At 60.0% G+C, this 23,378-nt stretch carries 11 protein-coding genes and 1 pseudogene; 11 read left to right on the top strand and 1 reads right to left on the bottom strand.

Annotation, left to right across the window (positions count from 1 at the left end):
* The first annotated feature begins 149 nt into the window (after positions 1–149).
* The 11 genes and pseudogenes from BN5935_RS05555 to BN5935_RS05505 all read left to right on the top strand — a co-directional run bounded on the left by BN5935_RS05555 (position 150) and on the right by BN5935_RS05505 (position 21,998).
* Positions 150–2,158, top strand: a pseudogene (locus BN5935_RS05555) (hypothetical protein).
* Positions 2,159–2,171: 13 nt separating this feature from the next.
* A complete protein-coding gene (locus BN5935_RS05550; RefSeq protein WP_064975242.1) occupies positions 2,172–4,898 on the top strand; it encodes a glycoside hydrolase family 2 protein in 2,727 nt (908 codons plus the stop codon).
* Positions 4,895–6,751: an FAD-dependent oxidoreductase gene (locus tag BN5935_RS05545; RefSeq protein WP_147625776.1), complete on the top strand. Its 1,857-nt coding sequence runs from the start codon at positions 4,895–4,897 to the stop codon at positions 6,749–6,751. Before BN5935_RS05550 ends, BN5935_RS05545 begins: the two co-directional genes overlap by 4 nt.
* Before the next feature lie 19 nt (positions 6,752–6,770).
* The gene (locus BN5935_RS05540; RefSeq protein WP_235821028.1) at positions 6,771–8,174 is read left to right on the top strand and encodes a family 43 glycosylhydrolase; all 1,404 of its coding nucleotides are present in this window, start codon (positions 6,771–6,773) and stop codon (positions 8,172–8,174) included.
* A gap of 48 nt (positions 8,175–8,222) precedes the next feature.
* The gene (locus BN5935_RS05535) at positions 8,223–9,419 is read left to right on the top strand and encodes a glycoside hydrolase family 88/105 protein (RefSeq protein ID WP_064975240.1); all 1,197 of its coding nucleotides are present in this window, start codon (positions 8,223–8,225) and stop codon (positions 9,417–9,419) included.
* A gap of 12 nt (positions 9,420–9,431) precedes the next feature.
* Positions 9,432–10,736: a glycoside hydrolase family 88/105 protein gene (locus BN5935_RS05530; RefSeq protein ID WP_064975239.1), complete on the top strand. Its 1,305-nt coding sequence runs from the start codon at positions 9,432–9,434 to the stop codon at positions 10,734–10,736.
* Positions 10,737–10,896: 160 nt separating this feature from the next.
* A complete protein-coding gene (locus BN5935_RS05525; RefSeq protein ID WP_064975238.1) occupies positions 10,897–14,073 on the top strand; it encodes a SusC/RagA family TonB-linked outer membrane protein in 3,177 nt (1,058 codons plus the stop codon).
* 16 nt (positions 14,074–14,089) lie between these two features.
* Positions 14,090–15,925 carry a RagB/SusD family nutrient uptake outer membrane protein gene (locus tag BN5935_RS05520; RefSeq protein ID WP_064975237.1) on the top strand — a complete coding sequence of 612 codons (1,836 nt, stop codon included), beginning with the start codon at positions 14,090–14,092 and terminating at the stop codon, positions 15,923–15,925.
* A 27-nt stretch (positions 15,926–15,952) separates the two neighbouring features.
* On the top strand, positions 15,953–17,710 hold the full coding sequence (locus BN5935_RS05515; RefSeq protein ID WP_064976850.1) for an Ig-like domain-containing protein: 1,758 nt from the start codon (positions 15,953–15,955) through the stop codon (positions 17,708–17,710).
* Between the two features lie 72 nt (positions 17,711–17,782).
* On the top strand, positions 17,783–18,958 hold the full coding sequence (locus BN5935_RS05510) for an Ig-like domain-containing protein (protein WP_064975236.1): 1,176 nt from the start codon (positions 17,783–17,785) through the stop codon (positions 18,956–18,958).
* A 76-nt stretch (positions 18,959–19,034) separates the two neighbouring features.
* Positions 19,035–21,998 carry a glycosyl hydrolase 115 family protein gene (locus BN5935_RS05505; RefSeq protein ID WP_235821027.1) on the top strand — a complete coding sequence of 988 codons (2,964 nt, stop codon included), beginning with the start codon at positions 19,035–19,037 and terminating at the stop codon, positions 21,996–21,998.
* 58 nt (positions 21,999–22,056) lie between these two features.
* Here BN5935_RS05505 and BN5935_RS05500 read toward each other — a convergent pair whose 3' ends face one another.
* Positions 22,057–23,244: a glycoside hydrolase family 130 protein gene (locus tag BN5935_RS05500; RefSeq protein WP_064975234.1), complete on the bottom strand. Its 1,188-nt coding sequence runs from the start codon at positions 23,242–23,244 to the stop codon at positions 22,057–22,059.
* Between the last annotated feature and the right edge of the window lie 134 nt (positions 23,245–23,378).

The following is a 23,378-nucleotide window of genomic DNA, read 5'->3' as shown; positions in this document are numbered from 1 at the left end:
CTTGGCGATGACACAAAATTGAGATAATTTTTGCGTTAATAGCGACTATATTTTCTTGCACCGGTTTTCCCTTTCATACCTTTGTTCTGACCAAAACACCCAACTTAAAACGGCGCGTCCCCAAACGACTGCCGGACCGAAAGTAACCGATGAAAAAGTGCATTTCCATTCTGTTTGCATGCTGTGTGATAGCCGGTGAAACCGCTGCCATGGAGGGCAGTCTGTCACAACGGATCACGCTGAAAACCCCGGGTAACCGCGCCGTGACCCATGACCTCCGCGAAGCCGCCGAGGGGGGGGGATTTTAGAGGCTGACCGACCGCTGCCGCTGACCATCCGGCGGCAAAAAACCGAAACGGACACCGAAATAAGGCTTGTCTTCACCCTGACGGCAAACAATCTCTTATATTATAATGTAGAGGCGCTGTTCACCACCGGCCTCACCCACGAAAACTGCGATTTCTACATGCCCGGGTTCTGGTATCACAAGAACCTGCGGTCACCCAAATCGGCCCCCTCGTTCCATACCGGCGACAGTTGGCAGGTCCGCGAAGACCGTCTGAGCACACCCTTAACGGGTATCTACGACAACAAATCGGGAACTTACTATACGGTACTCCGCACCGACAGACCCGATTGCGAAGCGCTTGCCTGCCACAACTACGGGGAGGTGATTCTTTCGGGCAGGACATCGCTGGGTTTTACGGGATTCCGCAACGCCGACGCACACGCCGCGCTCGTCTTCGGCTTCCCCTATTCCGAGGCCCCGAAATCCTACATCCGCAAACTGACCCTCGCGCCGGCCGTACAGGCGTTCGAAAAGCTGGAAAAGGGAGAGACACGCCGTCTGACATGGACGATCCGCAAGGGCGTCAGCTCTTCCTATTCGTCGTTCGTGGCCGAGGTGTGGAACTACTCCTTCGACGCGCTCGAGCCCCGGCCCGTCGAGTCCCGCTGCACCCCCGACGAGGCCAAGGCCATCTTGGCCGGGTATTTCACTCAAAGCTATGTCGGGGACTATCCGCTCAAATACACCTCCGGCGTGGAACTCCGCACGGACGACTGCGAAAGTACGGGCATCGCCGAGATCGGATTCGTGGGCCGCGTGCTGCTGAACGCCTTCAACGCATTGGAGTACGGTGAAGCCAACGGCCGGGAGGACCTTGCGGCGAACGCACGGTCGATCTTCGACAGCTACCTGCAATACGGATTCACGCCGGGCGGCCTGCTGCGCGAGGTGGTCGATTTCAAGCGCGGGAGGGAGACCGACGTTTACAGCATCCGCCGTCAGTCGGAAGGCGTCTATGCCCTGCTCAACTACCTCGCCTACGAGAAACGCCGGGGCCGCAGCCACCCCGAATGGGAGGCCCGCATCCGGACCCTGCTGGAAAAATTCCTCACGCTCCAGAACCCCGACGGCAGTTTCCCCCGCAAATTCCGCGACAACCTGAGCATCGTGGACGCCTCGGGCGGCAGCACCCCTTCGGCCACCCTGCCGCTGACGATGGCGCATGTCTATTTCGGGAATCCGGCTTACCGGAAGAGCGCCCGGCATACGGCCGACTACCTCGAAAAGAACCTGATCTCGAAAGCCGACTACTTCTCCTCGACGCTCGACGCCAACTGCGAAGACAAGGAGGCATCGCTCTACGCCTCAACGGCGATGTACTACCTGACGTTTGTTTCCGAGGGTGCCGAGCGGCAGCGCTACATCGCCCTGTGCCGCGAGGCGGCCTATTTCGCGCTGTCGTGGTACTACCTCTGGGACGTGCCTTTCGCACAGGGACAGATGCTCGGCGACGTGGGCTTCAAATCGCGCGGCTGGGGCAACGTATCAGTGGAAAACAACCACATCGACGTCTTCATCTTCGAATTTGCGACCGTGCTTGATTTCTTGGCTGAAGCGTGCGACGAACCCCGTTTCGCGCGCATCAGCGCCGTGATCAAAAGCTCGATGCTACAACTGATGCCCGTCGAAGGATCGATGTTCGATATCGCCCGCGCGGGCTACTACCCCGAGGTCGTGCAGCACACCGCCTGGGACTACGGCAAGAACGGCAAGGGCTTCTACAACGACATCTTCGCACCGGGATGGACTGTGGCGTCGCTTTGGCAAATGCTGAGTCCCGAACGCGTAGCAACATTTTTCGCCAACTAAAACCGACTGAAAAATGGTAAGAACTTTACTGCTTCTCTTCATCATCATCCCCATCGCCGCACCGGCGCAGAACGCACTGAAAGAGCGCGAGTATATCCACACCCTGACTTCGACGGACGGGCACGGGGGACAATTCGTCTGGAAAATGAGACGTGCCGACGAGGTCGGCGTCCGCTCCGAGGAGGTCTCCTCCGCCAAGCTCCCGACCGAAGGATGGCTGCCGGCAGTGGTTCCCGGAACCGTGCTCAATTCACTGATCTACAACGAGGTATATCCCGAGCCCTACTATGGGCTGAACAACAAGCTGGAATCGAACCTCATCCCCGACCTTTACCGCGTCGGACGGGATTTCTATACCTATTGGTTCCGGACGGAATTCCGACTCGACCGGAAGGAGTGCGGCGGCCGGAAAATCTGGCTGCAAACCGACGGCATCAACTACCGTGCGGAAATCTGGCTCAACGGCAGCATGGTGGGCAGCACGGCCGGCATGTTCCTGCAACGTGTGATCGACATCACCGACAAGGTCTCCTTCGACCGGGAGAACGTTCTGGCCGTGAAGGTCTATCCCGTGGACATGCCGGGCACGATAAGACCCAAAGGCGGCAAGTCGTTCGGCGCCAACGGCGAATTTCAGAACGGCGGCAACGGCGAGATCGGCCGCAACGTCACCCAGTTGATGACCGTCGGGTGGGACTTCTTCTACCTCGACGGCATCCGCGACCGCAACACCGGCATCTGGCGCGACATATCCGTTTTCACCACCGGACGCATCCGGCTGGAACACCCGTTCGTGAAATCCGAACTCTCCAAGCCGAACTATGACGTGGCACGCCAGACCGTCTCGGTCGAGGTGAGCTATCCCGACTACATTCCGCAGAACACTTGGCGCAAGGCCCGGGTGAGCGGCGAAATCCGGGGCGAGGGCATCCGCTTCGAAAAGGAGGTGTCGCTCTACCGCGGCGAAGTAAAGGAGGTCGTCTTCACCCCCGAAGAGTTCCCGCAACTGGTGATCCGCAACCCGCGTCTGTGGTGGCCGCTCAACAAGGGTCCGCAGGAGCTGTACGACCTGACGCTGAAGGTCGAATTCGACGGTAAGGTCAGCGACTCGATTTCGACGCGCTTCGGCATCCGGGAGATCGCCTCGACGACCGACACGCCGGACAAGTCGCGCACGTTCAGCATCAACGGCCGGCCGCTCTTCATCCGCGGCACGAACTGGCTGCCCGAGGCCATGCTCCGCACATCGGACGAACGCACCCATGCCGAACTGCGCTACACAGCCCAGTCGGGCGTGAACCTCATCCGTTTCTGGGGCGGCGGCATCACCGAATCGGACTACTTCTTCCAGCTCTGCGACTCGCTGGGCATCCTCGTCTGGCAGGAGTTCTGGATGACGGGCGACACCAACCACCCCAACGATCCGGGCGTCTACTACGCGAACGTGGTCTCCACGGTGAAGCGTATCCGCAACCACCCCTCGCTGGCCTACTATGTCTCGTCGAACGAGAGCACCGAGATGCCGCAGATGGAACGGCTGCTCGAAAGGCTCGACGGCACGCGCGGCTATCAGATGCAGTCGGAATGCGGCGGCGTACACGACGGCAGCCCCTACAAGCAGGTCAACATCATGAGCCACTACGAGGACAAGGCTTCGCCGCGCGGCAGCCGCGTCTACGGCTTCAATCCCGAATACGGCGCCCCGTGTCTGCCGACGGTCGAGTGCCTGCGCGAAATGATGGACGAGAAGGACCTGTGGCCCGTCAACAAGGCGGTCTGGGACTACTCCGACGGCAACGGATTCCACCTCATGTCGACGCTCTACACCGACATGACCAACGAATACGGACCTTCGCAGAGCATCGAGGAGTTCGCCGAAAAGGCGCAGTTCCTCGGCGCCATGAACTATAAAAGCATTTGGGAGGTCTGGAACTACAACAAGTTCGGCTACGGCGACCGCTACACGTCGGGATTCCTCTACTGGTACCACAATTCGGCCGTGCGTCAGGTTGCCGGGCGCATGTGGGACTGGTCGCTCGAACCCACCGCAGCGCTTTACGCCGCGCAGAACGCCTGCGAGCCCCTCCACCCGCAGTTCGACTACCTGAAAAACACGGTGTCGGTGGTCAACGACCACTACCGCGCATACCGCGGCTACCGGGTTACGGCCGAGGTCTACGACCTCGACATGCGGCGCATCGATTCACAGTCGGCGGTCGTGGACCTTCCGGAGGACGGAGTTGCGAACGACGTGCTGACGCTGGACTTCTCGGCGTCGAAGACCCCAGTGCAGTTCATCAAGCTGAAACTCTTCGACGAACGCGGCAAGCAGGCTGGCAGCAACTTCTACTGGCGTTCGGACAACGAATACAAGGGCGCCAACACACTCACCGGCCCGGCGACGGCGGGATTCCAGTCGCTCGGCGAACTGGCCCGGACCCGCGTCGCCGCGTCGTACGAAACCTCCGTGGACGGCGAACGCCACTACATCGACCTCCGGCTGAAAAACACCGGGCGGACCGTGGCCTTCTTCACGCAGGTGCAGTGGCTCGACGGGCGGCGCAAGCCCGTGCGGCCCTCGTTCTACACCGACAACTTCCTCTGCCTGATGCCGGGCGAAAGCCGGACAATCCGCATCGAAACGGCGCTCGACAAACTCCCCGAAGCGGAATATGCGCTCGTCGTGAGGGGCTTCAACCTCGACACCCGGGAATTCAAGGTCAAAATCCAGCGTCCGTGAAACTCCCGCTGCATATTCTGTTCCTCATGCTGGCCTTGGGAACCCAAGCCCGCACATACACCTACGACGTGGTGATCGTAGGCGGAACCCCCGCGGGGATCGCTGCCGCCATCGCCGCCGCACGCGAAGGGAAAAGCAGCGTCATTCTGGAACGTTCGGCCCACATCGGCGGACTCCCGGTCAACGGACTGGGGGCCACGGACATCGCCACGCGAGGCGCCACGGCGGGACTGTTCGCGCGCTTCATCGCGCTGAACAAAGCCTACTACACGGAAAAATACGGAGCCGATTCGCAACAGGCGCGCGATTGCAGCGACGGATACCATTTCGAGCCGTCGGTGGCGGCGGAGACCTTCGGACGGATGCTCGCCGAAGCCGGTCCCGGACGCATCACGGTGCTGACCGGCCGCCAGTTCGACGCCGAATCGCGTTGGGTCGAGAAGCGGGGCGACCGGATCGTCTCGGTCCGCATCCTCGACCGTGCGACGGGCCGCGAGGAGCACTACCACGGCGCGGTATTCATCGACGCCACCTACGAAGGCGATCTGGGCGCCGCAGCCGGAGTTCCGTTCCGGACCGGACGCGAGGGAGCCGCCGAATACGGCGAACCGTGCGCCGGAAAGATCTACCGCTGGTGGAAGCACGGCCCCGACGCCGAAGGTACAACCTACGAGGGCGACGACGCCATCCAAGCCTACAACTACCGGCTTTGCCTGACGGACAATCCCGACAACCGGCTGGCGACTCCCAAACCCGAAAACTACAACCGCGAAGAATATGTCTCACTGGTCGGCGACGTGTTGGACGGACGCAATACGGACGCCCGTTACCGCACGGCGGATTCGGCAGCGATCGCCCGGAACCGCCGGCGCATCGAATCCGGAGAGCGGACCGCCGCGCCCGGCGACGTCTGGGGCATGGCCAAGATCACGAGCATGACCCGCCTGCCGAACGCCAAGACCGACGCCAACAACCAGCATCTCGCGCTCATCTCCACGGACCTGCCCGAAGAGAACTGGCTGTGGCCGACGGCCGGCTGGGCGTGGCGCGACCAGTTTGCAGCGCGTCTGCGCGACTATACGCTGGGACTGCTGTGGTTCGCCCAGCACGACGAGGCGTTGCCGCCGCATTTCCGCGAAGCCTGCCTTCGGTGGGGTCTCGCCGCCGACGAATACCGCGACAACGGCGGATTCCCGCGCCAAGTCTACGTCCGCGAAGGCCGGCGATTGGAAGGGTGTCATTTCTTCACCGCCAACGACGCCCTGCCCCAAGCCGAAGGGAAGCGTCCGCCGCTCCACTGCAGTTCAATCACCGCCAGCCACTACGCCCTCGACTCGCACGCCGTGTGCAAACGCGAGCCGGGACGCGTACACCTCGACGGCTTCTTCAGCCATCCCACGGCGGTCTATACGGTTCCTTACGGCGTGATGGTTCCCCGGCGCGTCGAGAACCTGCTCTTCCCGGTGGCCGTCTCGGGCAGCCATGTCGGCTTCTCGACCCTGCGCATGGAGCCTTGCTGGATGGCTCTGGGCGAAGCCGCCGGAACAGCCGCCGCGCTGACGATCGACAGCCGCAGGAACGTCCGCGAAATCACCGTGGACTCGCTGCAGGAACACCTGCTCCGCCACGGAGCGGTACTGGTCTACCTGCGGGACCTGAAACCCGGCGATCCCGATTATACCGCCGTACAGCGGCTGGCGCTGCGGGGTTTCTTCCCCGAATGGGAGGCCGGACTCGACCGCCCGCTCGACGAACGCACGGCGCGCCTCTGGAGCTCGCTCGCCGGACAGGAAATAACGGCCGACGGTACGACCACCCGGCGCGAATGGCTCCGCCGGATTACAACGGACTAACTTTTAAAACAAACTGAATATGAAACGCACATTTTTCTTTTTAACAGCCCTTCTGGCCATCGTTTCGACAATGTTATGCTGCAGCAACTGCAGCAAAGACGATTCCGGCGGCGGCAACTCCGGGAAACCGTACCTCCGACTCAATTTCAACGAGAAGATGGTCGCCAACAAGGCCGGATCGCTCGAGGTATTCGTTTCGTCGAACGCCGAATGGGTCGCCGAACCGCGCAGCAAATGGCTCAGCGTAGACCGCAGCAGCGGCAAGGGCGACCTCTCGGTACGCATCTCCTTCGAGGAGAACGACACGGAGAAACGCATAGGAACCGTCCGCTTCACGGCCGACGGCGTCAATCCGGTCGAGATCCTCATCACGCAGTCGGCACTGACCTTCACCAACCCCGTCACCCTCGGAGGCAATATCTCCACGATGCCCGACCCGTACATCGTCAAGGACGGCGAGTATTACTACACCTGCAAGGCGAGCGGCAACGGCATCGCCATTTCGCGCTCCACGCGGCTCACCGTGATCAACAGCACCACCAAGAAGTGGAGCCTCCCCTATGAAGGCCCCGCCAAACCGTGGAATGTCGCCGACCTCTGGGCTCCCGAAATGTTCCACATCGGCGACCGCTGGTATGTCTACTACGCAGCCGGACGCCGCGGTTACGACGGAATCGACGGTTACAGCACGCAGCGCAGCGGTGTGCTCCGCTCGAAGACCGACGATCCGCTGGGCGAATGGGAAGATATGGGCATGCTCTTCACGGGCTATAACTACCAGCCGGGCATCAAGCCCACGGTGGAGAACACGGAATATGCCATCGACCTGACGACCTTCGAGCTGAAGGGACAGCGCTATGCCGTCTGGTCGGGCAACGGGAAAAACGACGACATACAGCAGATCCGCATCGCCACGATGTCGGACCCCTGCACCATCTCCTCGTCGATGGTCGTCATTTCGACCCCGACGCAGTCTTGGGAAACGTTGGACGGGCGCAAAATCAACGAGGGTCCCGCCGTGCTCGTCAACGAGGAGAAAGGCAAACTCTTCATCGTCTACTCCTGCAACCCCTCATGGACCAAGAACTACCGGCTGGCCTGGCTGATGCTCGACATGAACGACGGCGATCCGATGAATCCCGACGACTGGCAGAAATCGAGCAACTACGTCTTCTGGCGCTGCGACAACACGAAGGAACCGGTATCCGGGGTCAACGGACTGGGCCATTGCACCTTCACCAAATCGCCCGACGGAACCGAAGACTGGATCGTCTACCACGCCATGCGCTACTCCGACGGCGGCTGGGGTCAGCGCTACCCCTTCGTGGAGAAGTTCACATGGAATGCCGACGGCACGCCCAACTTCGGAAAGGGCGCCGGATGGGGCGAATCGCTGCTCCTGCCCTCGGGAGAGACCCTTTGAAAACACCCGTATTCGTAACACGAACTGAATAAAACACCGGAAATCCGCATGAAAAAATTCCTTTTAGCCGTACAGACCCTGCTGCTGCTCGCAGCAGCCTCGAATGTCCGGGCACAGAAAAGCTACGACCTGAAACATTTCCCGAAGGGATGTCAGCCCGAAGAAATCGGCGTGAGGCTCACCGAGCGTTATCTCCAGACCCCGCACTCGCACTGGGGCGACATCAATTCGAAATACAAGGTGACGCTGGTCACCTATCCCGACGTCTGCGCGTGGCTGGGCGCGTTGTGGTTCACGACAGGAACCGGCAACGACAGTCTCTACACCCGGCTCGTGGAGCGTTTCGAACCGTTGTTCACCACGCAGAAAAACCTGCAGCCCAACCTCTTCCCCAAGGACCACAACGTCGTAGACTTCTACGTCTTCGGCGCCGTACCCCTAGAGATTTACAAGCGTAACCACGATCCGAAATACTTGGAGCTGGGCATGAAATACGCCGACGGCCAATGGGAACTTCCCGCAGACCCGAAGCTCTACAAACAGCTCTCCGAGGCGAAGAAATACGCCGACGAGGGATACTCGTGGCAGACACGTCTGTGGGTCGACGATATGTTCATGATCACCGACCTGCAGGCTCAGGCCTATCTGGTCACCGGCGAGCGGAAATACATCGACCGCGCCGCCCGTGAAATGGCACTCTACCTCGACCGCATCCAGCGTCCCAACGGACTCTTCTACCACCACACCGGAACGCCCTACTTCTGGGGCCGGGGCGACGGCTGGATGGCCGTAGGCATGGCCGAGATGCTTCGCATGCTCCCGAAAGACAATCCTTATCTTCCGCGCATCAAGGCGGCTTATCTGCAGATGATGGAGACACTGCTGCGCTACCAAGCCTACGACGGCATGTGGCGGCAGATCATCGACAACCCCAACTCGTGGAAGGAAACCTCCTCGACGGCCATGTTTACCTACGCGATGATTCTGGGCGTGAAGAACGGCTGGCTCGACCGGAAAATCTACGGCACGGCCGCACGCAAGGCATGGATTACGCTGCTCTCCTACCTCGATGAGAAGGACAACCTCCGCAATGTCTGCGAAGGAACCGGCGCCAAAAACAGTTTTGACTGGTATCAGAACCGCCGCCGCCTGACCGGCGATCTGCACGGACAAGCCGCAATGCTGTGGTGCGCCTACGCCCTTTCCTGCGACGTAAAACCTTACAAACCGGCCCGAAACAGATAAACAGAACCCATTATGTGCAAAATGCTGAAAACATTCCTTCTCGGAATCGCCCTCGCCGGACTGAGCGTGGCAGGGTGCAGCGAGAAAGCGACCCTCGGCGGGGGCGGGAAACCCACCCCCACGCCGGATCCGACACCCGAAGTCGAAGATTACGATCTGGTGACCTTCCCTGACCGAAAAGACCCCAAGACGGTCGGCGAAGGCGTCGTGGAACTCTTCATCCGTTCGGGAAACTCCAACTGGGGCGACATGCATTCGAGTTCGAAGAGCACGCTGACCTCCTATCCCGACATCTGTGCATGGCTGGGAGCTTTCTGGTACGCCGAGGCGGCCGGGAACAACGACCTGTTCAACCGGCTAGTAGCGAAATTCGACCAGTTCCTCGAGGTGGACGACAAAAACATCCAGCCGAACAAGAGCCTCGTGACGCAGATCCCCCGCACGGAAAACAACGCCGTGGACTACAACATCTTCGGCGCCGTACCGCTCCACATCTACTACATCAAGAAACAGCGGGGAGCAGCCGAGGCGGACATCAAAAAATATCTCGATCTGGGCTTGCGCTACGCCGACCAGCAGTGGGAGCTGCCCGACGATCCGAAATACACTGAGAAGCTGCCCAACGCCAAGAAGTGGCACGACCAAGGTTATTCGTACCAGACGCGTCTGTGGATCGACGACATGTTCATGATTACGGCACTCCAGTCGCAGGCCTATCTGGCCACGGGTGACGAGAAGTACATCGAACGGGCCGCCAAAGAGATGATCCTCTATCTTGACGAGCTGCCGGGCGAGAACGGGGTCTTTTACCACGCACCCACCGCCAAATTCTTCTGGGCCCGCGGCAACGGCTGGATGGCCGTAGGTATGCCTGAGATGTTGCGAATGCTCCCCAAAAGCGCGAAATACGACACCTACCGCAACCGCATCCTCACCGAATACAAGAAAATGATGGCCACGCTGAGCGCCTATCAGTACGACAGCGGCCTGTGGGGACAACTGATCTACCCCAATCAGGGCGACATGTGGGAGGAGACCTCCGGATCGGCGATGTTCACCTATGCAATGATCCTCGGCGTGAAAAACGGCTGGCTCGACGAGAAGACCTACGGCACGGTAGCCCGCAAGGGCTGGCTGGGACTGCAGAACTATCTGCTGTCGAATTTCGAGATCCGGAACGTCTGCTGCGGAACCGGAGCCGGCACGAGCTACGCATACTACCGCGACCGGGAGAAATACACCGGCGACCTGCACGGGCAGGCGGCCGTGATGTGGTGCGCCTACGCGCTGACCGAACTGGCAAACGAACAGAAATAAAACGTCACGAAAACAAACCTAAAACTCTCCTGCATGCCTATGAAAAAAATACAGCAGACCGAATGAAGGAACATTCGGTCCGGGGCGGAACCCGCCTTCCGGACCACGGGCTTCCACAGCCCGGACAACCCCTGAATCATTATCAATCAACTAAAACCGTATGGAAAAATTTTATAAAACAAGCATCGGGTACGCCAGAACCCTGAAAAGCGTGGGCCTCACCCTGCTTCTCGTGATGTTTCTGTCGGTGAACGTCGGCGCAGTCTATGCACAAGGCGCCTCCTCACAGACGGGGAAACGACGCATCACCGGAACCATCACCGACGCCGACGGATCACCGCTGGTCGGCGCCACCGTCTACATCAAGGACACCAATGTCGGTACGACGACCAACACCGACGGACTCTTCGTCATCGACGTGCTGCCCAAACAGCAGATCACGGTCAGCTACATCGGCTACCTGTCGCAGACGCTCCCGACCGACGGACGCGAAGTGATCAACATCAAACTGCAATCTGACACGGACCTGCTCGAAGAGGTCGTCGTCGTCGGCTACGGCAAGCAGAAGCGTCAGGCGATGGTCAGCTCGATCGCCACCGTCGGGTCGCGCGACCTGATGCAGTCTTCGTCGAGCAACCTGACGAGCAACCTCGCAGGCCAGCTCGCAGGTCTGATCAGCATCCAGCGCAGCGCCGAGCCGGGACGCGACGACGCCGAGTTCTGGATTCGCGGCATCAGCACCTTCAAGGGCGGAACCAACCCGCTGGTGCTCGTCGACGGAATTCCCCGTGACATCAACAACATCGAGGCCGACGAAATCGAAACGTTCAGCATCCTGAAAGATGCCGCGGCGACGGCCGTCTACGGCGCCGAGGGTGCCAACGGAGTCATTCTCGTAACCACCAAGCGCGGTACAATCTCGCGGCCCAAAATCTCGTTCCGCATCGAGCAGTCGATCGCCTCGCCGCAGCGTCTGCCCGAGTTCGTCGATTCGTGGGATTACCTCGAACTGGCCAACGAAGCCCGGGCCAACGACGGACTCACCCCCAGCTTCAGCGCCGCACTAATCCAGCTCTACCGCGACCGCGCGGACAACGACCTCTATCCGAACACGCAGTGGATCGACGAACTGGTCCGCAAAGCCGTACACAGCCAGCGTTACACGCTCAATTTCCGCGGCGGCGCCGAGAACGCCAAATACTTCGTCTCGATGGCCTACTACCAGTCGGACGGCGTCTTTAAGGAGAACCCCAACGGCAAATACGACAGCAACTTCGGATTCGAACGTTACAACCTGCGCAGCAACGTCGACCTGAAGGTGAGCAAAACCACGCGTCTGAGCGTCGACCTCTCGGGACAGTATGTACACCGCCGCACGGCCAACCGCTCGGCCGACGACATCTTCAGCTTCATGCTGCACACGCCTTCATACCTTTTCCCGGCCATTTACAGCGACGGTACGCTCGCCACCTACGAGAAACAGGCCGACTCGAACAACCGCAACCCCTACAACATGCTCTACAATCAGGGCTACCGACAGGAGTGGGGTGTCAAAATCCAATCGAACATCAAACTGGAGCAGGACCTGAAATTCATCACCCCGGGCCTGAGCGTCCGCGGAAGCGTCAGCTTCGACTACGACGGCAGTTCGGCGACGCTGCGCGACTACTGGCCGAGCCTCTACCACGCCAGCGGCCGTGACGCCGAGGGCAACCTGATCTTCACCACGACCTCGTCGGGATCGCCCGAAATCGAGGATCCCAAATTCACCTCGACGAGCTACCTGCGTAAAATATACATCGAGGGCGCCATCAACTACCAGCGCACGTTCAACTATGTCCACAACGTGAGCGCCATGATCCTCTACATGCAGAAAGAGCAGCAAAAAAACGATCCGGTGCTTCCCTACCGCAAACAGAGCGTCGTGGGCCGCGTAACCTATTCATACGACAACCGCTATTTCATCGAGGGCAGTTTCGGCTACACCGGCAGCGAAACTTTCGCCAAGAAGAACCGCTTCGGCTTCTTCCCGGCCGTCGGCGTCAGCTACTTCGTTTCCAACGAAAAATTCTATCCCGAGGGACTGAAACGGGTGATGAACAACGCAAAAATCCGCCTCTCGATGGGCCGCACGGGTAACGACAATACGGGAACCGACCGCTTCCTCTACCGGGCGACATTCAACACCGAGGGCCACACCTTCAACCAAGGCATCGGGACCTCAGCCTCGAACGGCATGGGCGCCGGTATTTACGACCTGCGTTTCATCAACAACGACATCCACTGGGAGATCGAAACCAAGCGCAACGTCGGCATCGACCTCGGCTTCTTCGACAACCAGATCGAGCTGACGGCGGACTACTTCAACAACCGCCGCAAGAGCATCCTGTTGGAGCGCAACACGATCCCCGGTGTCGCCGGCTTCCATGCCAAACCGTGGCAGAACTACGGTATTGTGGATAACTGGGGTGTCGACGCCAGCCTGAACGCCAGCCACAACTTCGGCAAGGTCCGCGTCAGCGCCCGCGGAACGTTCACCTTCGCACGCAACAAGATCATCGAGTACGATGAGCTGAAACAGCTCTACGACTACCAGCGGATCACCGGCACGCGCGTGAACGAGAACACGCTCTACATCGCCGAACGTCTCTACACCGAGGACGACTTCATCCGCACGCAGAACCCCAACGGGACCTACTCCTACGAACTGCGTCCGGGACTTCCGACCGTCGCGCTGCAGGGAACCCTCGGCCCGGGCGACATCAAGTATGCCGACCTGAACCACGACGGCGTAATCGACAGCAACGACAAGAAACGCGGCGTAGGGCACCCCTACAATCCCGAAATCAACTACGGTTTTGGCCTCAACGTCGAATACAAGGGCTTCTATGTAAGCGCCTTCTTCCAAGGTACGGGCAACTCATCGGTGCTGCTGGCCTCGGGCAACAACCATTTCTGGCCCTTCAACTGGTATGAGGACAAATCCAACTACCGCACGCCGTTCCTCGACCGCTGGACGGCCGACAACCCGCGCCAAGACGTTACAATGCCGCGTCTGCACAGCCATTACAGCCACAACGTCAACAAGGAACCCAGCACATGGTGGCTCCGGAGCGGCAATTTCCTGCGCTTCAAGAACCTCGAAATCGGGTACAACCTGCCCAAGAACTTCCTCCGCAAAATCCGGCTCGATGCCGTCCGCGTCTACATGCTGGGCAACAACCTCTGCGTCTGGGACGACATCAAGTACTGGGATCCCGAACAGGGCAACCGCAACCAAGGTATGAGTTATCCCATGTCCCGCACTTTCACGCTGGGACTCGAAGTGAACTTCTAATCAAGGAGAACGAACTATGAAACAGAATTTTGTAAAAATACTTTCCTTCGGACTGCTGGCCTGCACAGTCTGGTCGTGCAGTTTCCTCGACGTATCCGACGAGCTGGCCGGCGGCATTTCCGACATCTCGCAGGTATTCAGCAATGTCGACCGCACCAAGAAATGGTACTCTCAGGTCTTCAACAACCGTCCGGACTATTCGGCCGTCTGGGTCACGGACAGCCCGATGGGAAATCCATGGGCCGCATACACCGACGAAATCTACACGCGACTGGCCAACAACGCCGGCAAGTACACCGAGTGGAACTCGTCCAACGGCAATTCGCAGCGCTGGAACACGCTCTACGAGAGCATCCGGCAGGCCAACATCTTTCTGGAACAGGCCCGTCCGATCGTGGACGAGGGAGGTCCCGACGCCGCCCGTCTGACCGAGGCGGAGATCAAACTCTACAAGGCCAACGTCCGTTTCATGCGTGCGGCTTACCACTATTACCTGATGGAGATGTACGGCCCTGTTCCCATCGTCGACCATTCGATGAAATTGGGTGACGACCTCGACCTTCCGCGCAATTCGCTCGACGAGGTGATCGCCTTCATCGACAAGGAGCTGAAGGAGTGCATGGAGGAGATGGCTCAGGAGCCTTACCACGACAACGAGAACCTCCGCGCCGTACCCACCAAAGGCGTTGCGCTGGCGTTGCGCGCCAAGCTGTGGGTCTATGCCGCCAGCCCGCTCTTCAACGGCGGATGGTCCGAGGCAGTGGCGCTGACGAACAAGGACGGAAAACGGCTCTTCCCCGACCGGGACGACTCGAAACTGCAAACGGCGGTGGACCGTCTGCGCGATTTCCTCGACTACGCCGAATCGGGCAGCCGCTACGAACTCGTCAACACGGGCAATCCGGACAAAGACCTCTACAATCTGTTTCAGGAGTACAACAAGGAGATCATCTGGGCCACCTCGACCAACTCGTGGGGCAAGCTGGGCGAACAGAAATTCGACACTTTCGCAACCCCGCGTTCGCAGCCTCAGGGACAGGGCGGATTCCACGTCCTTCAGGAGCTGGTCGACGACTTCTACATGAAGGACGGCAAGCCGGTCAAGGCCACCTCGTTCCTGCCCAAGTCGGAACTCTACCCGGCCAACGAGGCCGAGATGGGAACGTACAACGACGTTCAGGTATCGAAAATGTACATCGACCGCGAACCCCGTTTCTACAACACCGTCACCTTCTCGGGCATGAAGTGGCACATGAGCAATCAGGAGATCCAGTTCTACCGCGGCGGCAAGGACGACAACTCGGTGGCCGACGGCGCCCCCTTGACGGGCTACCTGCTCTACAAGCGCATGAACCGCACGGTCTACGGCGGCAACATCTCCGGTGCCGTGACTTCGAAGTACCGTCCGGTGATCATCTTCCGTCTGGCGGAGTTCTACCTGCTCTATGCCGAGATGCTCAACGAAGTGGATCCGGGCAACAAGGACGTGCTGAAATACGTCAACATGGTGCGCCGGCGTGCCGGACTGGAAGATCTGGAGACCCTCAATCCCGCCATCGAGGGTGACCAGACGCTGCAGCGCGAGGCGATCCGCCGCGAGAGCCGCATCGAACTGGCCACCGAAGGGCAGCGCTATTTCGACGTGCGACGCTGGATGATTGCCGACAAGGCGCCCGGCGAGGGCGGTCAGGGCGGTGATTTCCACGGTATGAACGTCGATCAGCCCCAGCCCGCCTACTACACCCGCACGAAACTGCAGACCCGCGTCTTCAAGAAAAAGAACTACCTCTACCCCATTCCGCTGGACGAAATCAAGCGCAGCGATATGCTCGTACAGAATCCCGGCTGGTAGAGTGCATAAACCGATAAACTTACGATGATGAAAAAAATCAGTATATTCCTGTTCGCAGCGGCCGTCCTGTGGGGCGTCGGCTGTGACGACAGTTCCGACACGGACAAAGTGGTCCCGGTCTCGGCAATCGCGCTGGATTCGTCGCTGAGCGGCGGTATCACGATGGAGGTCGGCCAGACGACCAACATCGCCGGCAAAGTGACGGTACGCCCCGAGAACGCCACGGACAAGGCCGAAACCTACGAATCGTCGGACCCGGAGACCGTCTCGGTCGACGACGCCGGCGTCGTGAAGGCCGTGAAGCCGGGTCTGGCGATGGTCACAATCAGCGTGGGCGGCAAACACACGCATTTCGAAGTGAAGGTCGAAGCGAAAAAGATTCCCGTCGAAAGCATCTCGCTGCCTGCCGAACTGGCCGACGGCGTCACACTGAAGATCGGGGAAACGCTCGATATCGCCGGCAAAGCGACAATCACCCCCGAAAACGCCACCGAGCGGACGGAAAGTTACGAGTCGTCAGTCCCGACGACCGCCTCGGTCAGCGAGGAAGGCGTCGTAACGGCGATCGCAATCGGCGAAACGACGATCACGGTCACCGTCGACGGCAAATCGGCTCACTTCACCCTCACGGTCGAGAAAGTCGCCGTGGAGACAGTCACACTGCCCGATGAACTGACCAAAGGCGTTACGCTGAAGAAAGGGGAAACGCTCGATATCACCGGTAAGGCGACCGTCAAGCCCGAGAACGCCACGAACCGCACAGAAAGCTACGATTCGTCGGACAAGACCGTCGCAACGGTCAGCGCCGAGGGACTCGTAACGGCGCTCACGGTCGGCACAACGACGATTTCCGTCATGGTCGACGGAGTTTCGGCATCGTTCGAACTGACCGTCGCCGAAGATGTTCCGGTGGACATCGAGACCATTACGATTACCGACGGCCGCTGGAACAACTCGCTGGGTACGGCGAGCGTCGAGCTTAAGAACGGAACGGCGACCTACGATCTCTATTCGCGCCTAGTCATCACCCCCACGAATCAGAACGAAGGCGTGGCGTATCAGATCGTCAACAAGGACGGCGAATTTATCGACATCGACGAAAACGGCCTGATCACCTGCAAGAAGGTGGGTACAGCCACGGTAGTCGTTACGGCGAAAAACCACAAAAGTCTGGCCCAGGGCAATGCCAAGAAGGTGATCTTCACCCTGAACATTACCGATTCGAACGACCTCGACCGCACCGGCTGGAGCATGTCGGCATCGGGACCGATCAAGGGTACCGGCGGCAGCGCCACGGCCGCGCTCGACGAGGTATTCGGCACGAGTTCGTTCCCGACGGCGAGCGCATCGATTCCGGCTTCCGATGCAACGATCTTCGGTCTGGACCGTCCCGGCAAGAATGGCGCCGGAGACACGATCTGGTTCGTGGTCGATATGCAGCAGCCGAGGAGTGTAAACTACTTCCGCATCATGCACCAGGGTGTACGCAACGCCGACCGCGGCTGCCGTTGGAATGGTTTCACGCTCATCGAAGGCAGCAACGACAATTCGGAGTGGACGCCGATTGCCGAAAATGTAGAGCTGCCCGATATGAGTTACAAATCGCAGCTCGACCCGAACGACGGCGGCACCCGAAATATCGACGATTATCGTACGACATCGAATGTAAAGTTCCCCTCGACAGTAAATTACCGCTACCTGCGGTTTGTCGGCAAGGCAGCCAACTTTACGGGAAATAACGGTACCTGTCAGATCGCGGAACTTTATCTCGGCCTCGACGAATAACTTTCCGGCTCCGGCGGTCGAATTGGCCGCCGGGGTCCGGAATCTTTAACCGAAAAAACGACTTTTCAAATTATGAAAAAGATAACTATTTGTCTGTTTGCCGCAGCGGCCCTGCTGGGCGCCGGCTGTGAAGACGGCGTACCCGAACCGGGAACGATGGATGTTCCCGCAGAGAGCGTCGTGCTCGACGAGGAGTTGAGCGGCGGCCTCGTCTTGGAGGTCGGCGAAACGGAAGACGTATCGCTGAAAGTGAAGGTACTGCCCGTGAACGCCACCGACTTGGCGGAACTCTTCTATTCATCGAACGTCGAAGTGGCGACGGTCAGCCCCAAAGGCATCATCACGGCACAGAAAGCCGGTATCACCATGATCTCGATCTATGTGGGCGGCATCGAAGCCTATTTCGCGGTAACGGTCGTCGACAAGATTCCCATCGACATCGAGTCGATCGCCTTCTCCAAACCGACCATGGAGGCGTATGCCGAAGTAGGTTACAACCTCTATGTATCGGTCGAGCCGCTTGACCAGAACGAAGGCGTGGTCTTCTCGTCCTCCGATCCGGAAATCGCGTCGGTGAACCCCGAAACGGGCCGCATGATCTGCCACCGAAGCGGCAGCGTCACCATCACGGCCGCCGCCCGGAACCATCCCGAGATCAAGGCGTCGATCGAGGTGACGATCACCGAGTTCTACGGCGACTGGGATCGCAGCAAATGGTCGATGAGCTTCTCGCACGGCTGGAAGGCCGACACTTCCATCGGAAGCAGTGCGACCGCCGCTATCGACGGCAACGAGAGCACGACGCTGTCGATGGACCGTCCGGGCAGGGTCAGCAGCATCCCCGCCGACGCCGAGATCTGGTTCCAGATCGACCGCGGCGACAATCCGGGCAAGGTCAACTATGTGCGTATCCGTCACCGTCCGGAGGGTAACAACAACGACAACCGTCTCGTCCGCTGGTGGGGCTTCAACCGCATCGAAGGCAGCAACGACGGTACGAACTTCGAGGTCATCGCCGAACGCGTCGCGCTGACCCCCGATCCGAACGTCTACGAAAATCTGCTGACGGATAACGTCGCAATTCCGGAAAACGACTACCGTTACCTGCGGTTCATCGGCTGGAACGATGTCAGCACAGCCTCGCCTTATCTGGGCTTCTACTGCGCACGCGGAGTCGCCAACGGAGGCATCAACCCGGGCGGTACCATCCAGATCAACGAAATCTATCTCGGCCGCGAAAAGAAATAAGCTGTCGGGACTGTAATCGGAAAGGCCCGGAGAACGAATCTTCGGGCCTTTTCCCACTTTTAAAATTCAGACAACGATGATACGAAAAACCCTCTTGACCTTAACCCTGCTGTGGATGCAGGCCGCCGCGCTGCAAGCGCAGGTCACGCTGACCGAACGGGCTGTGGCCCGCACGGACTTCGAGCTGGTCGCCGCAGACTGCGCCGCCGTCTGCTACGATGCGGCCGACGCCTCGGTCGTGGAAACCGCCGCCGGACTCTTCGCCGCGGACGTAGCCCGCGTGACAGGCCGCGAAATTCCGGTCGTCGCCGGGCAGGAATTTCCTGCGAAGACCCGCTGCGCCGTGATCGTCGGAACGATCGGCCAGAGCCGCTGGATCGACGAACTGATCGCAGCGAAAAAGATCGACGTTTCGGCCGTCGAAGGCGGCTGGGAACGTTACGCGATCCGGCTGGTCGACCGTCCGGGACACGGCGTGCGCAAAGCGCTGGTCATCGCCGGCAGCGACCGCCGCGGCACAGCCTACGGACTGCTCTCCGTATCGCGCGCCATCGGCGTGAGCCCGTGGTACTGGTGGGCCGACGCCCCCGTAAAACACCGCGACCGGCTGACGCTGCGCGTCACGGACTTCACGTCGGAAAGCCCCTCGGTGAAATACCGCGGCATCTTCATCAACGACGAGGACTGGGGTCTCTACCGCTGGGCGAAGGAAAACTTCGAGAAGGAGCTGGGCAACATCGGCCCGAAGACCTACGAGAAGGTGTGCGAACTGCTGCTCCGCCTGCAGGCCAACTATCTGGCTCCGGCGATGCACGACGCCACGACGGCATTCTACAAAATCCCCGAGAACATGCGGATCGCCGACCGCTACGGGATCGCAATCGGCTCGTCGCACTGCGAACCGCTGGGGCTGAACACCGCCAGCGAGTGGGACTCGAAGACGATGGGCGACTGGGACTATGTGAATAACCGGGCCGGAGTGGACCGCGTGCTGAAAGAGCGGGTCGAAACATCGTCCCCCTATGAAAACGTCTACACGCTGGCCCTGCGGGGTCTGCACGACCGGGCGATGGCCGGCAGCGAGGACCTCGATGCGCGGAAAGCCACCATGCAGGAGGCCCTGCTGGCACAGCGGCAGATTCTGACAGACGTATTGGGCAGGCCCGCGGAAGAAATTCCGCAGGTGTTCACGCCCTACAAGGAGGTGCTCGATGTCTACAACCGGGGGTTACAGCTCCCCGACGACGTGACGATCATCTGGCCCGACGACAATTACGGCTACATGAAGCGCCTGAGCAGTCCCGCGGAACAGAAGCGCTCCGGACGTTCGGGTGTCTACTACCACTCGTCCTATCTGGGCCGTCCGCACGACTACCTGTGGATGAACACCACCTCGCCGACGCTGATGTATGAAGAGCTGCGCAAGGCCTACGATTCGACGGCCGACCGCGTATGGCTGCTGAACGCCGGCGACATCAAGTCGTGCGAGTTCGCGGTTGACTTCTTTCTGACGATGGCTTGGGACATCGACTCGTTCGATTTCCGGCGCGCCGCGGATTACCGCGCAGAGTGGATGAGCGGCCTGCTGGGCCGGGAGTATTTCGACCTGTTCCGGGAGATTTCCGACACGTTCTACCACCTCGCATTCGTCCGCAAGCCCGAATTCATGGGCTGGGGCTACCAATGGGCCACGGACAAGCATGGCAAGGAGCGGAACACGGACACCGATTTCTCCTTCGCCAACTACCGCGAGGCCGACCGGCGGCTGGAAGCCTACGCACAGATCGCCGGACGTGTCACCTCGCTGCTGGAGCGGATGCCCGAGGAGAACAAGGCGTGCTTCTACCAAGTGCTCTACTATCCGGTGAAAGCCTGCGAACTGCTGAACCGAATGGTCCTCCGCGGCCAACAGAACCGCCGCTACGCCACGCAGCAGCGCGCAGCAACCGACGCGCTGGCCGCCGAGAGCCGCATGTGCCACGATAGCCTGCGGGTAATCACGGCGGGCTACAACGCCCTACTCGGCGGCAAGTGGGACCATGTGATGACGATGAACCAAGGCTTCGCCTCCTCCTACTTCCAGCTTCCCGAACTGCGGAGCGCATCGCTCGCACCGCAAGCCGAACTGGGAATCGCGGCCGAAGGCGAGGATGTGATGAAAGGACTGCGCAGTTTCCACATGCTCCCGACGTTCAATACGTTCCTGCGCCGGTCTTCTTTCGTGGACGTCTACAACAAGGGACGCGAACCGCTGCGATGGAGCGCTTCCGCCAGCGACGACTGGATCGTGCTGAGCCGGAACGCAGGCACGACGCGCTCCGAAGAGCGGATCGAGGTGTCGGTGGACTGGACGAAGGTCCCCGTCGGAGACGAGGTGTCGGGCAGCCTGACGATCACCGCCGAGAACGGGGAGAGTCGCCGCGTGCTGGTTTCGGTGTTCAATCCGGCCTCCCCCTCCCGCGAAGAACTGAAAGGGGTGTACGTCCAGCACAACGGATATATCTCGATCCCGGCGGCGGATTACCACCGCAAACGCGAGAACGATGCGATCCGCATCCGCCCCGTTCCGAACCTCGGCATCGAGAACACGGCGCTCCAACTGGGCGATCCGACGATGCCGAAACAGAATACCCGGCGACGGGAAGTTCCCTGCGTGGAATACGATTTCTACACGTTCGAACAAGGTTCGGTCGACGTTTACACCTATGTACTGCCGACTTTCGTGATCAGCGCCGACCGGGGATACGCCGGACACGAGGCGACGAACCTCGAAACCCAGTACGGCGTCTGCATCGACGAAGGTCCGGTGATGAACCCCTCGACCTCGTCGATCGAATATGCCCAGATCTGGTACGAGAGCGTGCTTCGGAATTGCCGGGTGAACAAGACGACGCTCCACATCGGCAAGCCCGGACGCCACACGCTGAAAATCCTGTGCGGCGACGCCGGCACGGTGCTCCAGAAGATCGTGCTGGATTTCGGCGGCATGCAGCGTTCCTATCAGGGGCCGCCGCCCACCCGTGCCGAAGAGGTGCATTGAAAAAAGGAACGATCCGAGTTTTCGGATCGTTCCTTTTTTATAAGACGGCCGGAAACGCTCATTCCGGACGTCCGGGAACGGGGTCCCCGGGCGTCGTGACGGCCGGATCGTAAACGGCGACCCCGACCCGCGAATCGGCACAACCGTAATAGAGATACCATCGGGACTTGAAATAGACCAGCCCCTCGATAAAGACCGTACCGTCCTTATACTGGCCGCTCTTCTCGAAGTCGTCCACCGGGCGGAAGAACGGCACGTCGAGGCGTCCGATCACCGTCCCGGGCTCCTTCGCGTCGAACAGGATCTGTCCGGCGGAATAGGTGCGCGCCGGATAGCGCTTGTCACGCCCCTCGCCGAGCCGGTTCTGGCCGTTGTACAGCAGCAGAATACCCTTGTCGGTCAGCAGCGCCGGAGGACCGCACTCGGTCAAGGCGCTGTCGAAATAGCCCTCGCGCGGATAAACCACCCCTTTCAGATTCCCGTTCGCATCCAGTTCGGGCGTCCAGTCGATCAGGTTGTCCGATGTGGCGATGTTGACCATCCGCTCGCCCCAGTACATCATATACTTTCCGTTCACGCGCGCGATGACCAGCCGGTCGCCGTCGAGCTTCGTCACAATCGACCCCGATTTGCTCTTCAGGTCGCGGAAACGTCCGCCGTAGGCCTTGGCAAATGCCGGGCCGTGCTTCGTCCACGTCACCAAGTCACGCGACGTGGCCACGCTGAGCCGCGGGATGCGGCGGTTCCACGAGGTATAGAGCATCACATAGGTCCCGTCCTCGGTGACGGCCACGCGGGGATCCTCACAACCGCCCGGCCAGTCGCACTCCTTCATCCCGTCCTCGGCAGGAAAGAGCACCGGATCGCGTCCGAGGCGCATCGTCACACCGTCTTCACTACGGGCCAGCCCGATACGCGACGTACGCTTGCCGATACCGGTCGCCGAATTGTCCTCGGCGCGGAAGAGTACGCAAATCTCTCCGTCCCGGACGGTCGCGGCAGGATTGAACGTATCGCTCTCCATCCATCCGATCGAATCCTTACGCATGGGACAGAAAAATTTGACCTGCGAATCGGGCAGGATAACGGGATTGGCACCCGCAGGCCGGACGAACCCGCCCAGCGCCCATTCCGGCAGCCGGTTCTCATCCGCCCCGGGTTCCGCAGCAAAAGCACGGCCCGCACTGCAGCAAACGAGAACGCAGAGCCCGGAGGCCGTCAACAGAATTCCGAATAATCTTTTCATGGAGTCAGGTTTTAAGTTCAGGTCCCCGGGTTGATAATCCCGCGTCGGCGCGCTTTTCCCCGAGGTATACACCGGATTGTTCCTGCCGGCTAATTCGATGCAAGATACAAAAAAACGGGCAAAAATAAAAGTGT

Source organism: Alistipes provencensis (assembly GCF_900083545.1).
In the GTDB taxonomy this organism is placed as follows: Bacteria; Bacteroidota; Bacteroidia; order Bacteroidales; family Rikenellaceae; genus Alistipes; species Alistipes provencensis.
This window is presented reverse-complemented; position numbering and strand designations above follow the sequence as displayed.